This is a genomic window from Polaromonas sp. P1_H6, from assembly GCF_056405195.1.
The window spans coordinates 37185-61399 of the sequence record NZ_JBFUCN010000019.1 but is presented as its reverse complement, the minus strand read 5'-3'; the positions used below and the strand labels follow the sequence as shown (position 1 = coordinate 61399).

The following is a 24215-nucleotide window of genomic DNA, read 5'->3' as shown; positions in this document are numbered from 1 at the left end:
GGAAAACTTTCAATATTATTTTTCCGACGCATGCATCACGCGCACCATGCTTTCCCACGAAGGCGCCCGGTAACCCGTCGCCTGGCGGAAGCGCGATGAATCGAGAGACCGGTCTATCACCAGCGCGTCGTCCGGCAGCACATCGATGGCCTTCCCATACTGCGCGGCCACCAGTTTCAGGAGGTCGAATTTGCTGATGGGCGCGGACGACACATGGTAAAGGCCATGCAGCGAAACATCGGGTAACACGACGTCGCGCATGACCCGCGCCAGCTCGATGGCGGTCATGCCTGAAAAAATGCTGCGCCTGAAACCATGAACCGAACCCTGCTGGGCCAGAAACCAGTCCACCAGTGCGCGGCTGGAATTGAGCTCACGCCCGATGATGGAGGTTCTCAGGGTCACCGCATGCGCGGCGTCGCGCAGCTCGCCGATGTATTTGGATTTTCCGTACAAGTCCTCGGCATCGGATGGGTCGTCCTCCGTGTACATGCCCTTGCGGCCGGAAAATACGCAATCCGTGCTGACGTGCACCAGCCGGACCTTGCCGGGCTCGCACAAGGACGCCAGGCGATGGGGCAGCATCGCGTTGATGGGCAGCACCACCAGGGGGTCTTCCACGTGCTCCTTCTGCTTGATCAGGCCAATACAATTGATGACCGCGTCCGGGCGCACGCGCTCGAAAGCCGCGCGGAGGGCCGCCTCATCAAGAACGTCCACACCGGTCAGGATCCGGCGCTGCTGGGCGGGCGAAAAATAGGACAGGAGGGCTTCGTTACGCACAAGGCCCCAGACTTCGTGGGGCGCGTGTCCATCAAACTCCCGAAACACCGCACTGCCCAGCATGCCGCTTGCGCCGAGTACCAGTACACGCATCTGTCATCACCCTTTCAAGCCAGAGCGGCGCGCCTGCAGTATGTCCACAAGCCGTCCAATCTGGCGATTCATATCAAAATTTCCATCGAACCAAGCCCGCCCCCTTTGCCCCATGGCTTCCCTCGCGGCAAGCGGCAAAGCATGCATGCGGCGTATGCAGGTGGCCAGGGCCTGCGCATCTTCAGGTGCGCACACCATGCCGGCCCCGGCATCTTCCACCACCTTGCCGCTCTCACCCTGCAAGGCCGCGACAATCGGGCGCCCCGCGGCAAGATAGGCCTGTATTTTGCTCGGCACGGTATGGGCGAGCACCCCGCCGCCCTTCAGCGTCACCAGCAGGGCCGAGGCCTGGCGGAACAGTTCCGGCATGGATTCAGCCGGAAAACGCCCGGGCAAGTCCAGATTATCCAGCTTTAAAAGGGTTTTTTGGCCCTGGACCCACTCCAGCATGCTGCCGCTGCCTACCAGCACCAGGCTAATCTGGGGCTCATCCCGCAACAATACGGCGGCCTGTACCACGGTTTCGAGCGCCTGCGCCTTTCCCAGGTTGCCGGCAAAGACCACGCAAAATTTCTGAGCCAAACGGCTGGAGAGTTCCAGCGGCAGCGGGTCCGGCGCCCCTGCCGGCACGTCGGGATCCACGGAGTTCGGGAAATAAACGAATTTTTCGGGGTCGGCGTAAGTGGCTGTGGGCTCCTGAAAAGCCCTTGATTGAAGCAGCAGCGTGTCGCTGCGGGCATAAATCCAGCGCACCAGCCCGCCAACAGCCTTTAGCACCGAGGTATTCCGGATAAAACCGGTCGCCGACAGGCTCTCGGGCCACATGTCCTGCACCCATACGGCGAGATGGGCCCGTTTCAGCCATTTCAGCAGGATCGCGGGGATCACCTGGGTGATCGGCGAAGGGGCAAACACAAGGATGGCGTCAAAGGAGCGCGATCGCAACAGCCAAGGGAAACACAACAGGCCGGAGCCCACAAAAGACAGGTAATTCAGCGTCAGATTGATGCCGCCGCCCCGCCTCCTGGGCCAAATCGGCGCGCGCACCACATCCACTTTGTCCAGGAAGCGCTCTCGCGCCACGCCGCCGGCCCGGTAACCCGGGAATACCTGGCCATCCGGATAGTTGGGTTTGCCCGTGGCCACCACCACCTCATGTCCACGCTCCGCCAGCTTGCGGACGAAATCGCTGATGATGAAGTTTTCAGGCCAGAAATACTGGCTGACGATCAGTATTCTCAACGCTTCGCCGTTTCAAGGATGTTCCGCAGGAAGGCCTCCGGCGTCTGAAGAGGCGTAGTGAGGTCGGAGACGGCCAGGAAGCGTTTCACCGCGCGCGCGATCGACACCGCAGATGTCGGGTCGAAGGTCTGCTGCGGCGTGGCCACATCACGCACGTAATCGAGCTCGGCGGCCACGATAGGCAGATCCCGCTGTTTCGCCTCGATCAATGGCAGCCCGAAAGACTCCAGCAGCGACGGGTAGATCAGGGCACGCGCGCCGACGTAAAGATTATCTGTGTCAGAGAGTGGCACGGCACCGATATTCGATATCTGCAAGCCGTGTCGGGTCGACAAATCGCGCAGTTCCCGGCACAGTCTGGGGAACGCGACGTCATCCACAGTCAGGCGCAATGTCGGGAAGAGGCCTTCCTCCGCCAGCAGGCGCCAGGCCTCCAGCAGGCGCCCGTGGTTCTTGTGCGCTTCGCCGGAAGCGACGTACACGAAATCCGCAGGCGGCTGAGAAACCGGCATGGCCAAGACATCGGATGGGACTTTCTCTGCGCCGAACGGAATCACCTCGACAGGCACTCGGCCACGTGTCTTCTGCTCCAGGAGTCGCTTCATGGAGGCCGTCTGCACAACATAAAGATCGGCATTGGCAAGTTTGCTTTTGAACCATAGCCGCTCCAACTGCAGCCTGAGCCGGGTGGTAAACGACAGCCGACCCAGACCGACGGCTTCGACCAGATAGCGGTTCTGCACAAATACAACCACGGGACAGCGCAGCGCGAAAAGCGGGGGCAAATTGCCGAAGCACAGCACGACGTCCTCCGCGCGTGCATTCGATCGGAGCCATTTCTCGGCGAGGAACCTGCCGGCGACAGTTGGCGGGACTCTACGGACTTCGATGCCGGCAGCCATGCCCGATGGCAGCACCATGCGCCGATCCACCTGTGCAACGGTATTCAACGGAGGCCGGACAGCGCTCAACAACGCGGACAGGAGCGTTTTCCCGCCGCCGCCATGGATATTGGGGCCATGAATGATCAGGCGATTAGCCATCTGCGTTCACGCTTCCTGCGACCGCGCACGCAGCCACGCATCACCTGCGATATGCGGATGCGGTGCTTCAGCAACGTGACGGTCGTCGATGTTCATAGCATGTCCGCGCTGGCCGCTCGATGGCGGCAGGCGTCAGGCGCGTATTTACTTTCCAGCGTGCCCTTGTTGGCCATGACGTAGGGGTTACGTGAACGTGTAAGGGACGATGTGCAGACCCAAATGATTTTCCGCGATGAGACAGCGCCCGCCTTTGCCGCCTCGGCGAGCGGCAACAGCCCCGCGCCCGCTTCAATCATGGGGATGAACTTCAGGCTTTTCCCTCCGCCACCGATCTCTGCAAAGGTCAATGTAATTATTCCTGTTGGTGCGGCGATCTCGATTGCCAGCTGGTTCTTGAGCACCATCGGCACCCATGTTGCATCGAATGCGACTCCCTTGAGGGCATTGCTATCCACCAGCGCCTGTACATTGGCTGCCAATGGCAACGCGGCGGCCACTTGCTGGCGTATCCGGCGGCTTTCGAACGCCGCTGGAAGGTGGGAGATAACCAGCACCACCAGCGACAGCAGAGCCGCCACATCCAACAGGGACCGTGATTTTAGGTCAGGAAATTTCAATTTTAAGGAAACCCATGGCCATGAACAATGATGTTTGAGACAAGACCGAACGCTTTGTAAGCGAGATATACATGAGTTGCCAGGACGCCGGCGTTTAGCCCGCCATTCACCCTGAGTCCGTAATACAGGAAGATGAAGTAGCCGAGCATGTTCAGGCGCGAGCCGCCCAGGATCGCGATGCCGATCATCACGGGCAGGAAGCTCAGCATCGGCCCGATCAGCCTTTTCGCATAAAAACACGAGAATCCAAACAGAATCAGGACGGGTACCAGCGAGGTGAAGCTGAATGCCTCGCGCGTAGCAATATAGGTATTTAGTTTCCAGAGCAGGTAGTTGGACTTGAATACGAGGGCCACTGCAATCAGCCCAACGGGCAATGCGAGCTTAAGCCAGGTACTCCGATGCAATTCACCCTTCTCGACCTTTGCAAAAAAGCCGGACAACCAGACCCCCAGCCATAGGAGGAACATCGAGAAATGGGACCAGATCGACATGAACGAAAACACGAACATGCGGACGGGCTTTCCGGTGCTCAGCAGCGCCAGAACCAGCAACAGAAATCCAAACTTGAGACGCTCGGCGGCAAAATAGAGAACCAAGACATAGAAGTTCGTGGCCACGATTGCGGCGGCAATCCGGATATCGGCACCCCAGGCCAGAAACAGCCGCGTTGAATATGCCGCCAGGATGCCGTTGCATACCGACATCAGGAGATTTTTGTCGATTTCGAGAGTGCTACCCAATAGGGAAACCAGGTAGTGCACCCCCTCCGCGCCGGATATTCTCGACTGATATGCTAGCTGGCCGGCCTCCCAACTCATCCCAGGCAAAATACTGTAAGCGCTGTGATAATTGGCCTGGTCCGCTTCAGTATAAAAACCGGAGAGGGCTAGGCTTCCGCAGAAGACCAGGAAACCCAGCAGTAAACACACGAACTCCTGGCTTTCGCAGTCCGATCGGGATGCATTATTCATGGCAGGGCGTTGCTCACTTGAGCATTATCATCTTCTTGACGAGCGAAGCCGGCAGGAGCCGCTTTATCGTCGACCTGAACACCGAACTGATGACGCGTCCCCAAAAGTAAAGGCGGATCAATGGGCGCGTCCGCCCCTTGCACACGGCATCCCGGGACGCCAATATCGTCCTGACGCGGTTGCCTTCGGACAAGCCGCCGGTCAGTACGCTCGAGACAATTTGCTCGGTCTTCAGGAAACCGGCACCCGCAAGGTAAGCATGGTAAAAAAACTCCAGGTCGGCAGCAATTCGGTTCGCGATATTGAACGAATGTTCACGGTGGTAGCCGGCCTCGACAAACGCCGACTGATGCGAGAACTGCATGCCCTGCCAGAGCCTGGCCGGCGTTCCGGGTTGCTCGATCCGCTTGAAATCCGGATACCTGATTTCCACACCACCATAGATCACCGTATTGCCTCCAGTCGGGACAGAAAAAATTTTCGTCAACGTATCCGAAGAATGAAACTGGTCACCGGCATTCATGAAATTGATCCATGCACCCGTTGCCAGCCGCAGCCCCTTGTTCATGGCGTCGTAGATGCCCTCGTCCTTCTCGCTGCGCCAGCAGGAAATTCTGTCCGCATACTTCCTGACTATTTCCAGGGTGCCGTCGGTGGAGCCACCGTCGATGACGATATATTCGAGGTGCGGATAGTCCTGGCCCAGCACGCTGCGAATGGTGGCTTCGAGATGCATCTCCCCGTTGAAGACGACGGTCACCACCGAAACCTTGGGTGGCCCATCGGTCGCGCCCGCAACGTCGTGCCCTACCGACGTCACCGCGAGGCCTCCCGCCGCAACAGCCGTAACAGTCCGACTGCGGCCCAGCCCAGCCCGACTGCGAACCAGAGGGTCAATAACCGGCATACGAGTGTCAATAAAAGCGCATCGGATATCCCAAACCCGTAGCCAACCAGCAGTGCCACCAGCAAGGCCTCGGTGGTGCCCAGTCCGCCCGGCAGAAACGAAATCGCACCGACGACGATGGCGGCAGCATATATTCCGATCGAATCGCCGAAACCGATGGAAGTTTGCGGGACTATCTGTGCCAAAACAAAAAGCGTCGTGCATTCCGCACCCCAGGCCAGAAAGCCCAGCAGCAAACCACCGGCCAGTCGGCGCAATGTCAGGAGCTGCTTCGCCGACAACGTCGCATTCACGATTGCATCACCGATAGCGTCCAGGCGCGGTTTGCGAACGAAGGGAATCCGAAATATCCTGCGCAGCTGCTGCGCATCGAGCACCGCGATTGCGAGGACAACCACCGGCACGCACAGTCCGGCTATCGCCAGCATGGTGCCGTAACCCTTGGCCTGGAAACCGAGGAACACTAGCGCGAGACATACAAAAACACCGAGGTCGGCGAGGCGCTCGACAAAGAATGCCGCCGCCACGGCGCTCAATGGAATTCCGTAACGGCCGTAGTAGGTCACCTTCATCAACTCACCAACCTTGCCGGGGGCAAGCGTGTATGCGAACCCGGCAATATAGGTCAGTACACCGAAAAACGGTGGAAAGTCGTAACCCAGCTGCTGCAGGTACATGCGCCAACGCACTGCCCGTATGACATAGCTGGTGAACGCAAGCGCGATCACGCAGGCATACACGCCGTAGGCCTGGGGCAACGCCCGGAGATCAACCTTCCTCAGGTCCCCCTGGAACGCGAGGAAACATGCCAGGAAAAAAGCTGCAATCGCCGCGTGTGGGAGGTACGCAACCCAACGCGACACCGGTTTTTTCATCGTTGCCACGGCCGTCGCAAGCGCAGCTGCCTCATTCGAAATTTACCCGCTCAAGCTCGACGACCAATGGCCGCTTCAATGTCTGGGTGTGGATGTTGCCCACGTACTCGCCGAGGAATCCGATGACCATCAGTTGGATAGACCCGAAGAAGAACATGCCGATGACGAGCGGGGCAATCCCCAAGCTCATTTCGTCCCAGTGCAGGATCTTGACGACAACATACATCACCGCGATCAGCAGGCTCAGGAGCGATGCCATGAAGCCAAAGATGGTGCATATCCGTAGCGGCAGCTTGGAATGCGTGGTGATGCCAAGCATGCCGATGTCATACAAGGTGTAGAAATTATTCTTGGTGATCCCACGCGACCGCACCGGCTGGTCGTAGGGATACAGGTACTTGGAGAAACCGACTTCGCAGATCAGTCCGCGCCAGTAGGGATAGGCATCGTCGATCGAGCGGATCGCGTCAATCACGCGCCGGTCGTACAGCCCGAACCCCGTGAAGTTCTTGACCAGCTGCACTTCCGACAGCTTGGTGACGAGCGCATAGTACGTCTTCCGCACAAGGAAGAACACCGGCGATTCGGCACTCGTCTTCTTGATGCCCAGCACCATCTTGTATTCACCCTTTTCCCATATGCGCACGAACTCGGCAATCAGTTCAGGCGGATCCTGGAGATCGGAGACCAGCGAAAAGACGGCGTCGCCCCTGGCTTGCTTCATGGCGTAGACGGGTGAACGGATATGGCCGAAATTTCGTGAATTGACGATCAACTTGATGCGCTTGTCCACCGCGCAGAGCCGCTTTACGATGGCCGCAGTCTGGTCGCTCGAGGCGTTGTCGATCACGATATGCTCGTAGTCGTACTCGGGAAGCTGAGCCTCGAAGACCGTCCTCACCCGCGAGATCAGCTCTTCGATATTGCCCTCTTCATTGAAGGCAGGGGTAACAATACTGATGAGTTTTTTCATGTCGCACGTCCGTAGAGGATTTTTTCGGACTCTCCGAGTATGCAATCCATCGAACCGAAAGCGGGACGATATCCGTATTCCTCGGCAGCCCGGCTTTCCGAGTAATAGTTGACTTTTCCGCCGCGCCCGGAAGCCGGCGTGTCCGCGGCTATGTTGTACTGCAACCCGAAACGCTCCTGCAAGGCCGCGAGCAGGGAAAGCTTGTCTACTGGCGCCCGACTGTAGCAATCGATGGCCCCATTGCCCGGCGGCGCTTTCAGCACCGCCTTGACCAGTTGCATGAAATCGACCGGATGAAGGTAGTCGCGCATCATGTTGCCGGCCGACACCGTCAACGGCGTACCGCTTTCGATCGCACGTATCGCATCCGCCATCAGATAGCTCGCCGACATATCCTGAGTATGGCTGAAGTAGCTAAAGACGCGCAGGTCGATTATCGCGTCATCCGGCCTGGCGCGATGGCGGCATTCGGCGTAGAGCTTGGCCACGCCGTACCAGTCACCGGGGCACAGGCGATTGATGGCCACCTGGGCAGGTTCCGTCCCCGTGACCGGGTCTACGAAGTTGCCGCCATAGACGGCACCGCTGCTCAGGAAGATATACCTGCACGCCGGATGTTGCCTCAGATAGTCCAGCGCCATATCGTCGTGGGTCTGCGTTACATCGAGAATGGATGGGCCGAGCGCCAGCGCCTTGCCCGGATCTCCGACACCCACGAAGTTAATGATGGCATCGAAGGCCTGGTCGCCGGGGAACGCATCCAGCGATGCGTTGGCGGCCGGGGCGGGAAGACTGCGGGGTGCCAGCCACGCCTGGACGGCATCCGGCCTTCGCGCGTAGAGGAAGAGCTCATCCCCTCCGGCTTCGAGCATGAGAGCGGCCAGATCTCGTGCGACCTCGCTGGTTGCGCCCAGGATGGCAATGCGCATCAGCCGGCCTGCCCAAGGAAGGCTGCCATACGCAACTCAATTGCCGCCTGGTCGAGCCCATGCTCGCGCAGAAGGTATTCGTAGCTGCCGCAATGGTGAGAAAAACGATCCGACGTCCCGATTCGCAGTATCCGGACGGGCGCGAACTCGCCGGCGATTTCCGCGATGGCCGCGCCCAGGCCACCCAGGACCGAATGCTCTTCCAGAACGACTACCGCACGATGCCGGCGGCAGATATCGGCGACCTGCTGCGAATCGATGGGCTTGATGCTGGGCACGCTCCAGACCGAGGCGCCGGGAAAACGATCCGCGGCGATTCTTTTCGCGGTGCTGACCATGGAGCCGGTGGCAATCAATGCCACCTCGGCGAGCGGACCGCCTGCGACGACAGGAAAGACGCTGCCCACGTCCATGCCCGGCGCCGCCGTATGCACGTCGCCGCGATCGGACTTGCCCAGGCGTAGATAAACCGGCGATTTCGCGGCGTGAGCCCATCGCATGCAGACCGGCACTTCAAATCGGTCGGCCGGTGAAAAAATCGAGAGATTCGGGATGGATCTCGTGCACGCGATGTCTTCGGTCGCCTGGTGGCTGGTCCCCAGATGGCTGTAGACGAAACCGGCACCGTCGCCGATAAACACCATGGGGAGATTGTCATGCGCCACATCAAGCTTGATCTGCTCGACAACGCGTATCGGAATGAAGGCGCTCAGGCCGTACACAAAGGGATGAAAGCCACTGCGCGCCAGCCCTGCGGCGACGCCGACCATATTCTGTTCGGCGATTCCTGCATTGATATACTGCTGCGGGCACGCCTTGCGAAAGCTGTCGAACAAGGCATAGCCATGATCACCGGTAAGCAGCAGTATGCGCGGGTCGGCCTTGGCCAGGCTGACCAGTGTTTCGCTGAAAGCCGTCCTCATGATTCGCCCCGCGCCACTTCTTCGACGGCCAGGGCATAGGTCCCGGCGTCGAGCCGCGTGTAATGCCAGATATTGTTGTTTTCCATGAAGCTGACGCCCTTGCCCTTCACCGTCCGGGCTACAAGCGCCTTGGGCCGGTGCGACGGATCCAACCAAAGCTGCCGGATCGCCGCGTCAATCGCCGCTTCGTCATGACCATCGACCTCAAGCGCATCGAAACCGAAGCTCAGGAACTTGTCCTTGACGGAGCCCAGGCGAATCACATCGTCGGTGGCGCCCATCGCCTGGAAGCCGTTCTCGTCCACCACCACCATGAAGTTGTCCAACTCATGGTGGGCGGCAAACATGGCGCCCTCCCAGATCGGCCCTTCGTTCAATTCGCCATCGCCCACGATGGCGTAGGTCTTCTGATCGGTGCCATTGAGCCGAGCGCCCAGGGCTAGGCCCACGCCAACCGAGAAGCCGTGCCCGAGCGAGCCGGACGTCACCTCCAGGCCGGGAATGCGCGAATCGGACAAACCCTTCAAGTCGCTGCCGTCGGCAAAGTAGGTAGCGATGTCCTCGTGCTTGAGCCAGCCTTTCTCGTACATGCAGGCGTACTGCGCCATGACGCCATGCCCCTTGCTCAAGACCAGGTAGTCGCGGCCGGCGGCCTCGGGCGCATTGCCGGGATAGCGCAGGTGATTGCGGTACAGGACCGCCAGCAGCTCGACGATGGAGAATGCGCAACCGATATGCACGGTGGCACCCGCGTAGGCCATGTCCAGGACAGTCTTGCGCAAGCTTCTGCAGTCCATGGTCATGTTCTCTTGCGGATGGGTCACATGGTTCAAAAGTTGACGCCCAGGAAGGTTTCTATCTTCCGCGCCGCGAAGTCGAGCATCTCCTCGCTCAGGCTGGGCTGGACGCCGATCCAGAATGTGTTGTTCATCACGTTGTCCGTGTTGGTGAGGTCGCCGCTGACGCGGTACTTCGCATTCGCCATATAGGGCTGGCGTGTCAGATTGCCGGCGAACAGGAGCCGCGTGCCGACCTTGTTCTGATCAAGATAGGTCAGCAGGTCGAGGCGACTCACCGGGCTCTGGTCCTTGAGGGTGAGGGGGAAGCCGAACCAGGACGGGTCGGAGTGCTCGGTCGCCACCGGCAGGGACAGGAACTCCTGGCAGTCCTGGAGGCGCTGGTGCAGGAACGCGAAATTCGACTTGCGCGCCTGGATGAAGGCGGGCGCTTGATCGAGCTGCGCCAGTCCGCACGCAGCCTGCATATCGGTGATCTTGAGGTTGTACCCCAGGTGGCTATAGGTGTATTTGTGGTCATACCCCTGCGGCAGGTCGCCCAGCTTCCAGCAGAAGCGCTTGCCGCAGGTGTTGTCCTTGCCTGGAGGGCAATAACAATCCCGGCCCCAATCGCGAAAGCTTTCAGCGATGGTCTTGAGTTCGTCGTGCCTGGTGAACACCGCACCGCCCTCGCCCATGGTGATGTGATGGGCGGGATAGAAACTCAGGGTTCCGATGTCGCCAAAGGTACCGACCATCTGGCCGCGATAGGTCGAACCCAGCGCATCGCAGCAGTCCTCGATCAGCCAGAGATTGTGCCGCTTGCACAACTCGGTGACCACGTCGAGATTGAACGGGTTGCCGAGCGAATGCGCCAGCATGACGGCCTTGGTTTTCGGCGAGATGGCGGCCTCTATCTTGCTCGCGTCGATATTGTGGGTCAGGCGGTCGACATCCACGAAGACCGGCACCGCGCCGAACTGAAGTATCGGATTGACAGTGGTGGGGAATCCGGCGGCGACGCCGATGACTTCATCGCCGGGCTGGATTGCCCGGCCGCCGAGTTTGGGGGAGGTCAGCGTGCTGAAGGCAACGAGATTCGCCGATGACCCGGAGTTCACGGTAAGCAGATGCTTGACACCGATGAACGCGGCCAGTTTTTTTTCGAACTCCGCATTGAAGCGGCCCGTGGTCAGCCATCCGTCCAGCGAGGCGGCCACCATGTTCTTCAGCTCGCCCGCGCCCAGTACCTTCCCCGACGGGGGGACAGCGGTGGCGCCCGGAAAGAAGGGCTGGGGCGCGAACGCGATCGAGGCGTACTCGTCGACCAGCCTGGCGATCTCTTCACGTATGGATTCTGTTCTTGCGTTTTGCATGCTGTTCAATTTTTCGCCTGCGATTGATACGCGGCAATCTGTTCCAACGTCAGGGCGCGCGCATCCGCGCCGCCTTGCTGACCCCTTGCCCACGCCACCACCAGCTTCAACGCCTGCGCGAGCGGCAACTGCGGATGCCAACCCAGCCGGCTGCGCGCCTTGGAGATGTCAAGCTTGAGATGGTGCGCCTCGTGCGGGTTCACGCCTTCGACCGGTTGCCATCCGGCGCCGCCGCCCCAAGCCTTCGCCAGCTCGTCGGCCACCCAGCTGACCGGCCTGGCGTCGGCATCGTTCGGCCCGAAATTCCAGGCTTCCGCATACGCGGGCCCTTGCGTGTACAGGCGCTCCGCCAGGGTGAGGTACCCACACAGCGGCTCCATCACGTGCTGCCACGGGCGTATCGCATTCGGGTGCCGTATCTGCACCGCCTTGCCGCCGGCAAATGCGGCGAGGATATCGGGCACCAGCCTGTCCTGCGCCCAATCGCCGCCGCCGATCACATTTCCGGCCCGTGCGGTGGCCACGGCCACGCCGTGCGTGCCATAGGCATCGGGATTGAAGTATGAGGACCGGTAGGCCGCGCTCACCAGTTCGGCGCAACCCTTGCTGCTGCTGTAGGGATCGTAGCCGCCCATGGCTTCGTTCTCACGGTAGCCCCAGGCCCACTCCCTGTTTTCGTAGCACTTGTCGGTCGTCACCACCACGACCGCCTTGACGCCGGCCGTCCGGCGCACGGCCTCAAGCAGGTGCACCGTACCCATGACATTCACGGCATAAGTGTCGACGGGTGTGTCGTAGGAAACACGCACCAGCGACTGCGCAGCCATGTGGATCACGATTTCCGGCGCCGTATTGGCGACGGCCTCCGCCAGGGCGGCGGCATCGCGGATATCGCCGACCAGCGAGTGCATGCCCCTGCCCACATCGGCAAGCTCGAACAGACTGGGCGAGCTGGGCGGCGCCAGCGCATAGCCGCTGACGACGGCGCCCAGGCGCTGCAGCCACAATGCCAGCCACGCGCCCTTGAAGCCGGTGTGGCCGGTCAGCAAGACCTTTTTGCCCTTCCAGAACCCGGGATTCATTCCCAGACCTTCCAGGGCGCCTTGCCGGATGCCCACAGCTCATCGAGGTGATTCTTGTCGCGCAGTGTGTCCATCGGCTGCCAGAAACCTTCGTGCGGATAGGCCTTCAGTTGCGCGGAGGCGGCCAGCATCTCCAGCGGCTCGCGTTCCCAGCTGGTCTGGTCCCCGGCTATCAGGTCTATGACCTTGGGGGACAGCACGAAGAAACCGCCATTGATCATGCCGCCGTCGCCCTTGGGCTTTTCCTTGAAGGACATGACGTTGTGGTCGGGCGCGATATTCAGCGCACCGAACCGGCCCGGCGGGAACACGGCTGTCAAAGTGGCCAGCCGCTGGTGCTCACGATGAAAGTCGATCAACTGGGCAATATTGACATTGCTGACGCCGTCGCCGTAGGTGAAACAGAATGCCTCCTCGCCCTCGACGAAGCGGGCGATGCGCTTCAGGCGTCCGCCGGTCATGGTTTCCTCGCCGGTGTCCACCAGCGTGACACGCCAGGGCTCGGCATAGCGATGGTGCACTTCCATTTCGTTGCGCTGCAGATCGAAGGTGACATCCGAGCTATGCAGGAAGTAGTTGGCGAAGTACTCCTTGATGACATAACCCTTGTAGCCGCAGCAGATGATGAAATCGTTGATCCCGAAATGGGAGTAGATTTTCAGGATATGCCAGAGGATGGGCTTGCCGCCGATATCGATCATCGGTTTGGGCTTGAGGGCGGTCTCTTCGGAGATGCGTGTTCCAAGCCCGCCGGCCAGAATAACGGCTTTCATGTCAGTTCCAGCCGCCTGAGGCGCGCACAAAGAGATGTTCAAACGCAGGTGACATCACTGATCGGCGAATACTCGAACCCATCGCGGTACCTATGGAAAGATTGGCGGATAAAACCTTCGTAGTTTAACATGCGCCCGAAGTAGTAATTCCTCTGTACGCGCCCTGTGCCGGGCAGAACCAGGCTATGGACACCGTTTCAATTTCGGCTATTGGATCCCGCATGTTTCCCTTCCCCAGTTATTCGAGCGATATCGAAAATATCGGTATCTACGGCGCCATCGCCTTCTTTGCGGCGTTCCTGGTTTATATCGTGGTCGACAAGACGGCGGCCGGCGCCGACAGTTACACACGTGTGAACCGCGTCCACTCGCGAATTTTCCTTGCCTACCTCTGCGTCACGGTCGTGGCCGCGCTGGCCGGCGCCGGCATCGACAGCCACGCCCTGCTGGGCATTGCGACGGGCGCATTCATCTACTTTTCCCTGCACTACGTGTTTGTTTTCGCCCTGATCGGCATTTGCCGGAAAAGCATCTCGGTCGGCATCATGGCCGCCATGCAGACACTGGAATCGGAGCAGCAGCCCGTGACACCGCAAAGCCTGGAGTCGCGCATGCAAGCCGGTGGCGTCGGTATCCGGGACCTGAGGGACAGCAGGCTCGGGCAGATGGTCCACCTGGGATTTGCCCAGGAGCAGGCGGGGATCTATTCGATCACCCCGCTCGGCCGGCGTGTCCATACGGTCGGCGCGTGGGTGCTGGCAATCTACGGATTGAAGCGTCTATGAGCCTCTTGCATGTCCTGCAGACAGTCGTGCTGCTCCTTGCCATCACACTTGCGCTGCATGTACTGGTGTGCCGCCTGACGGGGGGTGCACGCTTCATGCCCAAGGGGGTGGCGCTGGGCGGCGCGGCCACATTGGCGCTCCTGGCTTATCAGCTCTCGGCGTTTCGGCTCGACCTGGTGGAGCTGTATCTGTTCTTGGCGGCCTGGTTGTTTTACCTGATGGTGTTGATCAACCTGCTGAACTCGGTCACGCTGAAAATGCTGGCCTACCTTCACGCGGCACCGCAAGGCTCGCTCGACCTTGCCGCCTTCGATGCCGCCTTCAATGCGGAAGACGGCCTGCTGACACGCCTGGAGATGATGCAGGGCAGCGGATTGGTCGTGGCGCAGGATGGGGGCCTGCTTCTTACCGCCAGGGGCCGCGCCCTGCTTGGGGCGATCCGGCTGTTTGGGCGCCCCTTTTCAATCGAGCCCGGTCAGGCCTCCTGAGCCGCGGGCAAGGGCGCCCGTCCTCCAGCCTGCATTTTCCAGGCAAACCATCCCAGCAGACACAGCAGGCTCAAAAGGTGCACCGCAACGAACACACCCGGCGTTGCCTGCACGACGGTGTAGCGGTGGTGATACGAAATACCGCATAGGACGACGCCCAGCCATAGATAGTCGCCCCAGGCCAAATCGAGTTGGACAGCGGGCGCGCAGCGCAAGGTCAGCAGGGCCATCGGAAGCATGCTGAGCGCGACATAGCGGCTTTGGTTGCCCATCTGTACCTGCGGACCGGGCAGGAAGGCATACGCCATCGGCCCCAGCACCATCAGAATCAGGGCGACATTCTCGAGCGCCATCAAGCGCCGCAGCATCTCCCTCCCCGTGACCCGCTTCCAGCATGCCAGCATGAATATGCCGATGAAAGGAAGCAATGGCACCAGGACGCGGGAAATATGCTCGGCGAAGCCGGAGACGGAAAACTGGGCCGATACCAGCCAGGGGAAAAGAGCGAACAGCACCGTGCGTGTGATTGAATTTGGATATGCGAAATGCGCCGACGTCGCGATCAACAGGGCATAGGTGCCTACGGTGACGGCACCGATCCAGAAGCACTTCATCAATGCGGCACGCCTGCCCTCCGTACGACCGAAGACGGCCAGGGCGTACAGCAATACGCCGGGCAGGAGCAGCAGCGACAACTGTTTGCCCAAGGTGGCAACCACCATGCCAAACAATATCCAGCCGACCCTGCGATTGACGAGGCCACTCAGCGTGATGGCCAGGCCCAGCACGCAGACCAGGTCGATGAGAAGGCCCGGCACGAAGATGATCAGCCGGTACGAAAACGCCGACAGCGAAACAATGAGGAAGAGCAGGCATGCGAATGCGGCGTTCGGCGTACTTTGCCGCAAAACGCCGAAGGATATCCATGCAATTGCGAATATCAGGAACAACACGGTCAGCGTGTACACCATGCCGAGATCGACGGAGAACAAGACCGAAACGATGCCCACCAGGTAATGTGGAATCCATCGCTGCGAGAAGTGATAGGCGATACGTTCCGCGGGAAGCCCTGGGGCCGATCCTGAAATATGCAGGTAAGAGTAGACGTCGGTTGCCTGGACCCAATCGACGGCGGCCATAAACGGCAATTGGTAGGTCGTGGCATAGAGGAACACAAGGACCAGCAGCACGGCGGCCAGTCGACCGGAGATCTTTTCTGTATTCATGTCATCGGGGGGCTGCATCATGAGCGCCAGCGGCAAGGAGAGATGGGCCGCCCCATATGAAAAAGCCGGCCGGCATGACTTTACTTTGGCAGCGCAAGGCCAAGCAGATACTCGGCCCACTGCCAATCCGTTTCCGTGTCGATATCGACCCCTTCAAGGGGCGTATCCATGACAAGGGGGATCGTGTCTTTATTGCAGAAAGAGCGCGATGCGCGCAGCTCGGCGGGGGAAATGAGGTAGAACGCGCCGTTGAGCGCGTAGGCAGGCGGCAGGACCTGAGCACGGAGATCCGCCTGGCTGCGTTCGACAAAAGGCTTCATCGAGACGCCGTCGATCCGGAAGCACCACAGCGGATGCGTGCTCGCCTGCGATACACCGACGACCGAACGGAACGCATGCGCCCGGAACATTTCCAGCCCCCGCAATACCGATTCCCGGCTGCGGAAGGGCGATGTCGGTTGCAACAGCAGCAAGCCATCCAAGGGGCCGTGCAGACCTTCGTAGTCATCAAGCGCATGCAAGGCCACGTCCACTGAAGAGGCCTCGTCTGTTGCCAGCGCCGCCGGCCGCAGCCACGGCACCGATGCACCCGCTTTGCGGGCGATGCCGCCGATCCCCTCATCGTCCGTGGACACTACGATGTCGACAATTTCGGGGATTCCCTGCGCGGCCTGGATACTCCATTCGATCAAGGGCTTGCCCCCGAGCACACGGGTGTTTTTTCCGGGAAGGCGCTTGGAACCGCCGCGCGCGGGAACGAGGGCGAGTATCTTCATAGGGACAGGAAATGCTTGAGCACCTTCAGGCCGGCGGTCCCGCTTTTTTCCGGATGAAACTGGCAACCATGAATGTTGGCCCGCGCGATCACCGCGCTCACGGGGGCACCGCCGTACCGGCAATCGGCCACGCGGTGCGAGGGGTCTTGCGGGGCGGCCATGAAGGAGTGGACGAAATAGAACGCCTCGCTGGGGCCCATTCCCTGCAACAGCGTGCCGTCCCAGCTGCTCCTGCCATCCGGCAGGGACAGTTCACTCCAGCCGATATGGGGCACTTTCTGCGCGCGTCCGTCGCTGGTGCTGGTCGGGATGGGAATCACCCGCCCGGGAATCAGTCCCAAGCCGGGGGTCACGCCGAATTCCTCACTCTCGTCGAGCAACAGCTGCATGCCCAGGCAGATGCCCAGCAGGGGCTTGCCCTGGCGGGCGAAAGCGCGCACCACCTCGTCCAGATTGCGGCGATGCAACTCGGCCATGGCATCGCGAAAGGCCCCGACACCCGGCAGGACGATCCGCGGCGCGGCCAGAATAGTTTCCGGATCATTTGACACCAGCACAGAGGCGCCGCAATGCTCCAGGCCGCGGCTTACGCTCAGCAGGTTACCTACCCCGTAATCGATGACAACGACATCAGCGCTCATATGCACGCACCTGCACTCCGCCAGCTTTCGCAGCTTGCCGCAATTCCCCAAGGGTCGCGCGCTCGTAATGAAGGATATCCGCCATTGCCACCGCGTTCGCCCCGCTTTGCCTGACCACCGCAATCAGGTCGTCAGCCTTGCCCATGCCACCGCTTGCGATGACCGGAATGCCGACGGCGTCGGTGATCGCCCGCGTTAGCGCCAGATCGAATCCCTGGCGAGTACCTTCGCGATCAATCGAAGTCACCAGGATTTCCCCGGCGCCGAGCGCCTCGCCCTTGCGCGCCCACTCGACCACATCAAGGCCGCTTCTTTCGCGCCCGGTGTCCGTGTACACCTCCCAGTGCCCCGGTGACTGCTGTTTCGCCTCGATCGACAGTACCATGCATTGCGACCCGAAACGCCGAGAAACCTCATGGATCAGCTCGGGGCGGAGCACCGCAGCCGTGTTGATCGCCACTTTGTCGGCACCGGCGCCGAGCAGGTCGCTGACATCCTCGACACTGCGGATGCCGCCGCCCACCGTGATGGGAATGAAGACATCCTTGGCGGCCGCACGGATGATGTCCGTCAGCTTGTTGCGCCCGTACAGGCTGGCGACGATGTCGATATACAACAGTTCGTCCGCGCCCTGCTCGTAGTATTTCTTCGCGTAGTCGCCGGGATCGCCGATAACGCGCAAGCCTTCGAGGTGCACCCCCTTGATCAGGTTCGCGCCCTTGATATCAAGCCGGGCAATGAGACGTGTATTGCTCATGCACTTATTTATTCAACACCTTCGTGCCAGACTGCATGGCGCAGCTTCCACTCACCATCCTGCTGCTGCCAGATGTGGTCCGAGCGCCAGCTATCGATGACCTCGTGCACTTCCGCATCGGTAATCGAACAAAACTCCAGGAATTCCTTGTAATACTTCCTCGGAAATTCATGGTCATAGCGCTTGACCAACGCGACACCCTCTTCCCGCGTGATTTTTCCGTCACGGATCTCGTGGGCTGCATCGGAGGTCGTGCGGCCGATGCCAAATTTGATGTACGACAGGTAGTAATGAAATCCATCAATCTGGTCATCCAGGCTTGCATACTTCGAGTACGTACCCTCAGAACGTTCGGTGTTGGGTGTAAAACCAGTATGTTCCCTGCAGTAGTAGTAGTTCTCCTGCGGGTCCCAGAATTTGTAATAGCCCAGAAAATGTATCTCGGTCTTGTTCTTCGTGGTGTCCTCATAGCTGGGCGCCATGAAGGGATACAAGTCCGCCAGGGAGACACCATGCTCCGCCCAGAATTCCGGCGGCAACCCCGAGAAGTAATGCTTGTCGTGATCCTGGATGTCGCGCGTCGGCCGGAAGGCGTTCTTCATGTCGCCGCCGTACTCGATCTCACCATTCTCGCCATACATGATGAGCTGAATATTGTGTTTGACGGCCATGTGCAGCGGAAAATTGGTTTGCCCATAGATAAACGGCTGAAATGGGTCACCCAGATGCTTGAACGACAAGTGCGTGAGCTTCTTGGTTACCTGGGGGTTCGGTGTGCCCAGGATATGGTTAAAACCGGAGGCAATGAATGCATCAAGATTCTGGCGCCCGATTGCGGTGGCCTTTAACGGCGCCCACGTCACCGCAAGCGGGTTCATGCCGTATTTAAACTTCAGCTGGTGAGCCACAAAGCTGCCGTCCTTGCCGCCGCTGCATGGCACAACGACGTCGTATTCGCCATTGCTCTTGCGATATCGGTCACACAGATCAACCAGTTCCTTCTCACGCTGCGCCCAATCGATCTGCGTGCGTTTGAACTCGGCGTAATTGCAAGCGGAACAGACGCCATGCGCATCGAAGGTTATACGCGGACGCTGATTGGAAACCGTGCACTTCTTGCAGAACCTGATTTCGGGCGGCAAATTGTATTGCTTGATTAAATCTCTCTTCATGGCTTCAACTCTTTCACCAAACTATTGCTAATGGAATCTGCTGCAAACTTCAAATCGTCGGGCCTGCCTACATCCAGCCACGGTTCGTGCATCGGGTAAGCCACCGTGCGCATCGCCTTGCCCTGCAGGCGTTCGAATAAGGCAGGCATGTCGCATGGCACCCCAGGCACAAGACAGTCGAGTGCTTCAGGCATCAGTGCATAAACCCCTGCATTGATGTGGCTACGCGCAACCGGTTTTTCCTCGAAGCCAACGATGTCGATGCCGTCCGTCTGAACAACGCCAAACGGGTGTTGCCACTCATGCAGTCTCACGGCCATCGTCGCCGCCGCCGTATAGCGGTTGTGAAAATCGAGCAACTCGCCATAGCGGATGTCGGTGATCACATCGCCGTTGGTCACCACGAAGGGCGCATCGGGCCGCGGGTTGAGCAGGCCGAGCGCCCCGGCCGTGCCCAACGGCGCAGGCTCGCGCAGGTAATCGATGGTCACGCCGAGTTTGTCACCCTTGCCGAAATAGTCCTCGATCATGTGGCCCAGGTAATGGATGGCCAGGACAAAGTGGTTGAATCCCTCCGACTTGGCGCGCTCGATGATGTGTTCCAGCATGGGCTTGCCGGCCACCGGTACCAAGGGCTTGGGACAGTTTTCCGTATGCGGCATCAGGCGCGTTCCCTTGCCCCCCGCCATGATCACCATCAGGTTGGAACGCGCGGCCGGCGTTGTGACCTCATCCCAGAGATGCAACCCGACCACACGCTGATCGTCGTCGACGATGGGAATCTGCTGGATCTTGTTGGCCGTCATCAGTTGCAAAACTGTATCCCGCCCCAATCCCGGAGGCACGACCAGGGCGTTGCGATGGACAATCTCCGCCAGGGGGCTGCTCATATCCAGCCCCCTGAGCAGGCCGCGGCGGATATCGCCATCTGAGATCGTGCCTTCCAGCCGTCCGCTCTCGTTGACGATCAGCACGATCTTGATCGCGACCTCGTCGAGATTCAGGATCGCCTGCTGGATATTCGCACTGAGCGGCAGGATGCCTTGGCGCCAAAGTTCAATTGAGGCGCTCATGTCAGTCCTGCCGCATCCATGACGGGTAAGTCATGAAATGTTTTCTTGAGGGAAGCCGGGAAATCGTAATCTTCCAGGATATGCAGGATTTTCTGGCTGGCGCCGCCATCTCCATAGGGACTCATCACCTGGCCCAGATTTGCCTGAAAATTTGCTGAATAAGCTTCCGCCAGCGCCGCCTTGATGCTTTCGCGGTCCGGCGCGCAATCGATCACGCTTTGCGCCTTGAGGCGGCCTTTTTGGCGGTCGCCGATATTGACCGTCGCCTTCCTGAAGCTGGGGACCTCCGCGAGCCCGCTCGAGGAATTGCCGACGACGGCATCGACATGGGCGATGGCCGACAGGTAACGCAGCTGCCCGAGCGAGGCGTAGACCTTCGCATCCGGCCTGCCGGCGGCGTAGGCCTCCAACTGCCGGCTCAAGGCCCGCCCTTCCGTATCCGCGTTGGGCATGGTGAAGATGAGGTGGGTGTCTTGCAAGGTATCCAGCGCGGCCAGCAGTTCGTCCATCTGCCCGGCCGCCGCGCCCGGCTCCAGCGTCGCCGGATGGAAGGTGACGAGCAGGTTTTTCGGGCCCAGCTTGAAGTCCAGCGCCGCTTCCAGCGCCGCCCGATCGAGGAGGTCCAGCTTGAGCACATTGTCGATGCCCAGGCCGCCCACCAGGAAAACGCGGGCCGGATCCTCGCCCAACTGGATGACGCGGCGGCGGTACGCTTCGGCCGCGACGAAATGCAGGTGGGCCATCTTGGTGATGGAGTGGCGCATGGCCTCGTCGAAAGCGCCCTCGGTCGTCTCTCCGCCATGCAAGTGCGCGACCGGAATGCGTGCGATCGTCGCAGCGGCTGCGGCGGAAAATATCTCGTACCGATCGCCCAGCAACAGCACCAGGTCGGGGCGAAGCCCGGCAAAAGCATCGGCGAAGCCGATCATCGCCACGCCCATGGATTTGGTCACGCCGGTAGGCGTATCCGAACTCAACAGCATTTCGACTTTGCGATCGATGGCGAAACCATCTGCCTCGATATCGCGATACGTGAGGCCGAACTCCGGCGACAGGTGTGCCCCTGTGGCAATCACCTGCAGCGCGAGTTTCGGCGATTGCCGGATGCCTTCCATGAGCCAGCGTAGCAGGCCATATTCAGCCCGGGTGCCGGTAACGACGCAAATTCTTTTCACAGCGAAATCAACTCGTCGGCGGCAAAGTCGCGTGATGCCATGCGACCGATGACCTCGTCCCAGCGCATCGGCGATATGCCCGTGCCGGGGCGCTTGGCGGTGATGTTTTCGGCCGTAAACCTTTCGCCCGCGCGGATCGGCGCATTGGCTACCAGGGACTTTCTGGCAACCGGCTTGTTCTTGCTTTCGCTGGGGCTGGCGCGCTTGACGCCGTCGCCCATGGCGGCTTCGATATTGCGGATAGCCCTCACCATCGCCTTGAGTTCATCAGGCTCCAGGCTCGCGCCGTGATCGGGGCCGGGCAGGCTGCGATCCAGGGTGAAATGCTTTTCGATCACGCAAGCACCCAGCGCAACCGCGGCAATCGCGACCTCGATGCCCTGCGTATGATCGGAGTAGCCGACGGCGACATCGAACGCCTTGCCGATGTTTTGCATGGCGCGCAGGTTCACGTCGGACATGGGCGTGGGATATTCGGTATTGCAGTGGAGCACGATCACCTGATCACGAGAAACGCCGGCGGCCTCGAACACGGCCAGCGCGTTTTCGATCTCGCCCAGCGAGGCCATGCCCGTAGACAGGATCAAAGGTTTACCCAGCCCGCCCGCATGGCGCAGATAGGGCAGATTGGTGATTTCGCCGGAAGGGATCTTGATCCGGTCCAGCCCCAGACCGACCAGAAAATCCAGGCTCTGGATATCAAAGCCGGTGCTGAAGAAGGCGATCCCGTGCTGGCGGCAATGTTCGACCAGCACTGCGTGCATCTCGGCGCTCAGCTCGAGGCGGCTCAACATGCTGTGCTGCGACTCGGTCGCGCTGGTGGATTGGGCCTGGTATTCGGCTTTGCCGGCGGTACCGGTGGCGAGGCGATCGGCCGAGAAAGTCTGGAACTTGACCATGTCGGCGCCCGCCTCGGCTGCAAGCTCGATGAGACGCTTGGCCATGGCGATATCGCCGTTATGGTTAACCCCGGCTTCGGCAATAATCAAAGTGCGAGCACTATTCATCGCGTACCCCGAAAGATCGTACCTTCGGTCAAATTTTTCACCACTATGGCGCCTGCGCCGACGACGCAACGGCTGGCAATCCGCACGCCGTGGTGGACGACCGCACCGCTGCCAACAAACGAGCCCATATCGATATGCACGTCCCCGTTCAGCCTGGCGCCGGTGGAGATATGGCAATGCGCTGCCACGATCGAGTCGTGCTCAATCAGGGCCTGACTATTGATGATGCAGTTTGCGCCAACCGTGGCGCCAGCATTGATTATCGCACCATGCATGACGATCGTGCCAGGTAGCACCACCGCATGACGTGAAACATGCGCGAGCGGCGAGACGATTGTGGGGAAGTCAGCGCCCAGGGCTTGCAGTCTTTCAAACAAGGCCATTCGGATATCGGGACTTTTTACCTGCCCCACCGTGACCAGTGCCGACGGGTATTTCTCGAGCAGGTCCGGCAAGTTGTCATCGCTTCCCAACCAGAGATAGCCCAGGCGGGCCGACGCATCCGTTTCGTTGAAGTCGACGATGCCGGCAATCGTGTACTGGCCCTGGGCCTCGATCACATCGATGCAGGAGCGGCAGTGGCCGCCGCCGCCGATGAGCAGCAGGGGCTTCACGCCAAACCCGCGCTGCTGGGAATGTTGATCAGGCGACGCTCGAGTGACTCGGCGACAGGTAGAGGAGCGCGAGGGGCGTCGAGATAGGGGGTCAGGCGATGCAGCAAGGTCCAGACCGGGCGTGTCATCAGCCCGGCGCCGTTGGTCGCCTTCAGTACCTCGTCGCGCTGCCCGGCGACAGTCTCGCTCAACATGATGGCCTGTAGCCAGTAATTGCTTTCGCAGCCGGCGGGCTCGGCAACCAGGCTGATCTCCGGTGTCGTCGCGAAAGCGGCCAGGTATTTGGCATAGAGGCGGCGCTTCGACTGCAGAAATCCGGGCAACTGCTCAAGCTGGGCGCAGCCGAGGGCGGCATTGATATTCGGCATGCGGTAATTGTAGCCAACCTCGTCATGCTCAAACGCCCAGCTGTGGGGGCGTTTCGCGGTAGTGGTCACATGCTTCGCACGACGCGCCAGGGCCGTGTCGTTGGTCAGGATGGCGCCGCCGCCGCCGGTGGTGATGGTCTTGTTGCCGTTGAAGCTCAGGGTTCCGACCAGGCCGCTGGTTCCGGTATGGCGGCCCTGGTAGAGACTGCCCAGCGACTCGGCGGCATCCTCGACCAGCGCAAGGCCGAACTCACCGGCCACCGCCAGCAAGCCGGCCAGATCGCACGGGTGCCCCAAGGTATGCATGGGCAGAAGGGCACGGATCGGGCGCCCGGTCTGCTTGTTCACGCAAACGCCGCCGCGCTGCTCGCTGCAATGCTTGAGCCACTCGCGCAGCGCTGCCGGGTCGAGACCGAGTGTCTCCATGTTGCTGTCCACGAAATGCGGCGTGGCGCCGCAATAACGCACGGCATTGGCTGTCGCGATGAAAGTCAGCGCGGGGATCAGCACCTCGTCGCCGGGCACGACTCCGGCCAGCAGCAGCGCCACATGCAGCGCGGCGGTGCCGTTGACAACGGCGACAGCATGTTTCGCGCCGGTGAACCGGGCCAGGTCCGCCTCGAAGCGGTCGACATAGGCACCGACGGACGAGACAAAGGTGGAGTCCAGGCAGTCCTTGACATAGGCCCATTCCTGCCCGCCGAAACGCGGCTCATGCAAGGCGACCGGGCCCGGGCCGCATACCTGTGTAAGGGCCTGCACTACCT

General features: G+C 60.4%; 26 protein-coding genes. 2 read left to right on the top strand and 24 right to left on the bottom strand.

Annotated elements, in window-relative coordinates; genetic code table 11:
- Positions 1 to 15: 15 nt before the first annotated feature.
- The 14 genes from AC1D1F_RS17165 to rfbF all read right to left on the bottom strand — a co-directional run bounded on the left by AC1D1F_RS17165 (position 16) and on the right by rfbF (position 13366).
- Complete coding sequence (locus tag AC1D1F_RS17165) at positions 16 to 876, bottom strand: dTDP-4-dehydrorhamnose reductase family protein (protein WP_477697530.1); 861 nt, start codon at positions 874 to 876, stop codon at positions 16 to 18.
- A gap of 6 nt (positions 877 to 882) precedes the next feature.
- Complete coding sequence (locus AC1D1F_RS17160; protein WP_477679231.1) at positions 883 to 2118, bottom strand: glycosyltransferase family 4 protein; 1236 nt, start codon at positions 2116 to 2118, stop codon at positions 883 to 885.
- Positions 2115 to 3161, bottom strand: coding sequence for a glycosyltransferase (locus AC1D1F_RS17155; protein ID WP_477700785.1), 1047 nt, complete (start codon positions 3159 to 3161; stop codon positions 2115 to 2117). The genes AC1D1F_RS17160 and AC1D1F_RS17155 overlap by 4 nt, the downstream gene beginning before the upstream one ends.
- A gap of 92 nt (positions 3162 to 3253) precedes the next feature.
- A complete protein-coding gene (locus tag AC1D1F_RS17150; RefSeq protein ID WP_477676177.1) occupies positions 3254 to 3778 on the bottom strand; it encodes a hypothetical protein in 525 nt (174 codons plus the stop codon).
- A 2-nt stretch (positions 3779 to 3780) separates the two neighbouring features.
- Positions 3781 to 4752: a hypothetical protein gene (locus AC1D1F_RS17145; protein ID WP_477676176.1), complete on the bottom strand. Its 972-nt coding sequence runs from the start codon at positions 4750 to 4752 to the stop codon at positions 3781 to 3783.
- Between the two features lie 13 nt (positions 4753 to 4765).
- Positions 4766 to 5512 (bottom strand): glycosyltransferase family 2 protein, encoded by a 747-nt coding sequence (locus tag AC1D1F_RS17140; protein ID WP_477676175.1) that lies wholly within the window; start codon positions 5510 to 5512, stop codon positions 4766 to 4768.
- A gap of 56 nt (positions 5513 to 5568) precedes the next feature.
- Entirely contained in the window at positions 5569 to 6534 is a 966-nt protein-coding gene (locus AC1D1F_RS17135) for a lysylphosphatidylglycerol synthase transmembrane domain-containing protein (RefSeq protein WP_477676179.1), read from the bottom strand.
- A gap of 31 nt (positions 6535 to 6565) precedes the next feature.
- Positions 6566 to 7507: a glycosyltransferase family 2 protein gene (locus AC1D1F_RS17130; protein ID WP_477676174.1), complete on the bottom strand. Its 942-nt coding sequence runs from the start codon at positions 7505 to 7507 to the stop codon at positions 6566 to 6568.
- On the bottom strand, positions 7504 to 8436 hold the full coding sequence (locus AC1D1F_RS17125; RefSeq protein ID WP_477676173.1) for an NAD-dependent epimerase/dehydratase family protein: 933 nt from the start codon (positions 8434 to 8436) through the stop codon (positions 7504 to 7506). The genes AC1D1F_RS17130 and AC1D1F_RS17125 overlap by 4 nt, the downstream gene beginning before the upstream one ends.
- Positions 8436 to 9359, bottom strand: coding sequence for a transketolase family protein (locus tag AC1D1F_RS17120; RefSeq protein ID WP_477676172.1), 924 nt, complete (start codon positions 9357 to 9359; stop codon positions 8436 to 8438). Before AC1D1F_RS17120 ends, AC1D1F_RS17125 begins: the two co-directional genes overlap by 1 nt.
- On the bottom strand, positions 9356 to 10156 hold the full coding sequence (locus AC1D1F_RS17115) for a transketolase (RefSeq protein WP_477676171.1): 801 nt from the start codon (positions 10154 to 10156) through the stop codon (positions 9356 to 9358). Before AC1D1F_RS17115 ends, AC1D1F_RS17120 begins: the two co-directional genes overlap by 4 nt.
- A 32-nt stretch (positions 10157 to 10188) precedes the next feature.
- Positions 10189 to 11511, bottom strand: coding sequence for a lipopolysaccharide biosynthesis protein RfbH (gene rfbH, locus AC1D1F_RS17110; RefSeq protein WP_477676170.1), 1323 nt, complete (start codon positions 11509 to 11511; stop codon positions 10189 to 10191).
- 5 nt (positions 11512 to 11516) lie between these two features.
- The gene (gene rfbG, locus AC1D1F_RS17105) at positions 11517 to 12593 is read right to left on the bottom strand and encodes a CDP-glucose 4,6-dehydratase (RefSeq protein ID WP_477676169.1); all 1077 of its coding nucleotides are present in this window, start codon (positions 12591 to 12593) and stop codon (positions 11517 to 11519) included.
- Complete coding sequence (gene rfbF, locus AC1D1F_RS17100) at positions 12590 to 13366, bottom strand: glucose-1-phosphate cytidylyltransferase (protein WP_477676168.1); 777 nt, start codon at positions 13364 to 13366, stop codon at positions 12590 to 12592. Before rfbF ends, rfbG begins: the two co-directional genes overlap by 4 nt.
- 221 nt (positions 13367 to 13587) lie before the next feature.
- On the opposite strand from rfbF, the gene AC1D1F_RS17095 reads away from it, so the two are divergent.
- Together AC1D1F_RS17095 and AC1D1F_RS17090 are read left to right on the top strand one after the other, a co-directional pair.
- Complete coding sequence (locus AC1D1F_RS17095) at positions 13588 to 14151, top strand: hypothetical protein (RefSeq protein ID WP_477676167.1); 564 nt, start codon at positions 13588 to 13590, stop codon at positions 14149 to 14151.
- Positions 14148 to 14639: a hypothetical protein gene (locus AC1D1F_RS17090; protein ID WP_477676166.1), complete on the top strand. Its 492-nt coding sequence runs from the start codon at positions 14148 to 14150 to the stop codon at positions 14637 to 14639. Before AC1D1F_RS17095 ends, AC1D1F_RS17090 begins: the two co-directional genes overlap by 4 nt.
- Here the strand turns inward: AC1D1F_RS17090 and AC1D1F_RS17085 are convergent.
- Genes AC1D1F_RS17085 through AC1D1F_RS17040 form a run of 10 tightly spaced genes read right to left on the bottom strand, consistent with a single transcriptional unit; the run spans position 14627 to position 24210 of the window.
- Entirely contained in the window at positions 14627 to 15886 is a 1260-nt protein-coding gene (locus tag AC1D1F_RS17085; RefSeq protein ID WP_477697398.1) for a hypothetical protein, read from the bottom strand. The genes AC1D1F_RS17090 and AC1D1F_RS17085 overlap by 13 nt on opposite strands.
- A gap of 59 nt (positions 15887 to 15945) precedes the next feature.
- Positions 15946 to 16641, bottom strand: coding sequence for an acylneuraminate cytidylyltransferase family protein (locus AC1D1F_RS17080; RefSeq protein ID WP_477676164.1), 696 nt, complete (start codon positions 16639 to 16641; stop codon positions 15946 to 15948).
- Positions 16638 to 17282 (bottom strand): imidazole glycerol phosphate synthase subunit HisH, encoded by a 645-nt coding sequence (gene hisH, locus AC1D1F_RS17075; RefSeq protein ID WP_477676163.1) that lies wholly within the window; start codon positions 17280 to 17282, stop codon positions 16638 to 16640. The genes AC1D1F_RS17080 and hisH overlap by 4 nt, the downstream gene beginning before the upstream one ends.
- Positions 17272 to 18039: an imidazole glycerol phosphate synthase subunit HisF gene (hisF, locus tag AC1D1F_RS17070; protein WP_477676162.1), complete on the bottom strand. Its 768-nt coding sequence runs from the start codon at positions 18037 to 18039 to the stop codon at positions 17272 to 17274. The genes hisH and hisF overlap by 11 nt, the downstream gene beginning before the upstream one ends.
- An 8-nt stretch (positions 18040 to 18047) precedes the next feature.
- Positions 18048 to 19211, bottom strand: coding sequence for an N-acetyl sugar amidotransferase (locus AC1D1F_RS17065; protein ID WP_477676161.1), 1164 nt, complete (start codon positions 19209 to 19211; stop codon positions 18048 to 18050).
- On the bottom strand, positions 19208 to 20284 hold the full coding sequence (locus tag AC1D1F_RS17060) for a nucleotidyltransferase family protein (RefSeq protein WP_477697443.1): 1077 nt from the start codon (positions 20282 to 20284) through the stop codon (positions 19208 to 19210). The genes AC1D1F_RS17065 and AC1D1F_RS17060 overlap by 4 nt, the downstream gene beginning before the upstream one ends.
- On the bottom strand, positions 20281 to 21459 hold the full coding sequence (gene neuC, locus AC1D1F_RS17055; RefSeq protein WP_477697444.1) for a UDP-N-acetylglucosamine 2-epimerase: 1179 nt from the start codon (positions 21457 to 21459) through the stop codon (positions 20281 to 20283). Before neuC ends, AC1D1F_RS17060 begins: the two co-directional genes overlap by 4 nt.
- Entirely contained in the window at positions 21456 to 22448 is a 993-nt protein-coding gene (neuB, locus tag AC1D1F_RS17050; protein ID WP_477697445.1) for an N-acetylneuraminate synthase, read from the bottom strand. The genes neuC and neuB overlap by 4 nt, the downstream gene beginning before the upstream one ends.
- Positions 22449 to 22462: 14 nt before the next feature.
- Positions 22463 to 23080, bottom strand: coding sequence for an acetyltransferase (locus AC1D1F_RS17045; protein WP_477677405.1), 618 nt, complete (start codon positions 23078 to 23080; stop codon positions 22463 to 22465).
- Positions 23077 to 24210: a LegC family aminotransferase gene (locus AC1D1F_RS17040; RefSeq protein ID WP_477700784.1), complete on the bottom strand. Its 1134-nt coding sequence runs from the start codon at positions 24208 to 24210 to the stop codon at positions 23077 to 23079. The genes AC1D1F_RS17045 and AC1D1F_RS17040 overlap by 4 nt, the downstream gene beginning before the upstream one ends.
- Positions 24211 to 24215 lie beyond the last annotated feature (5 nt).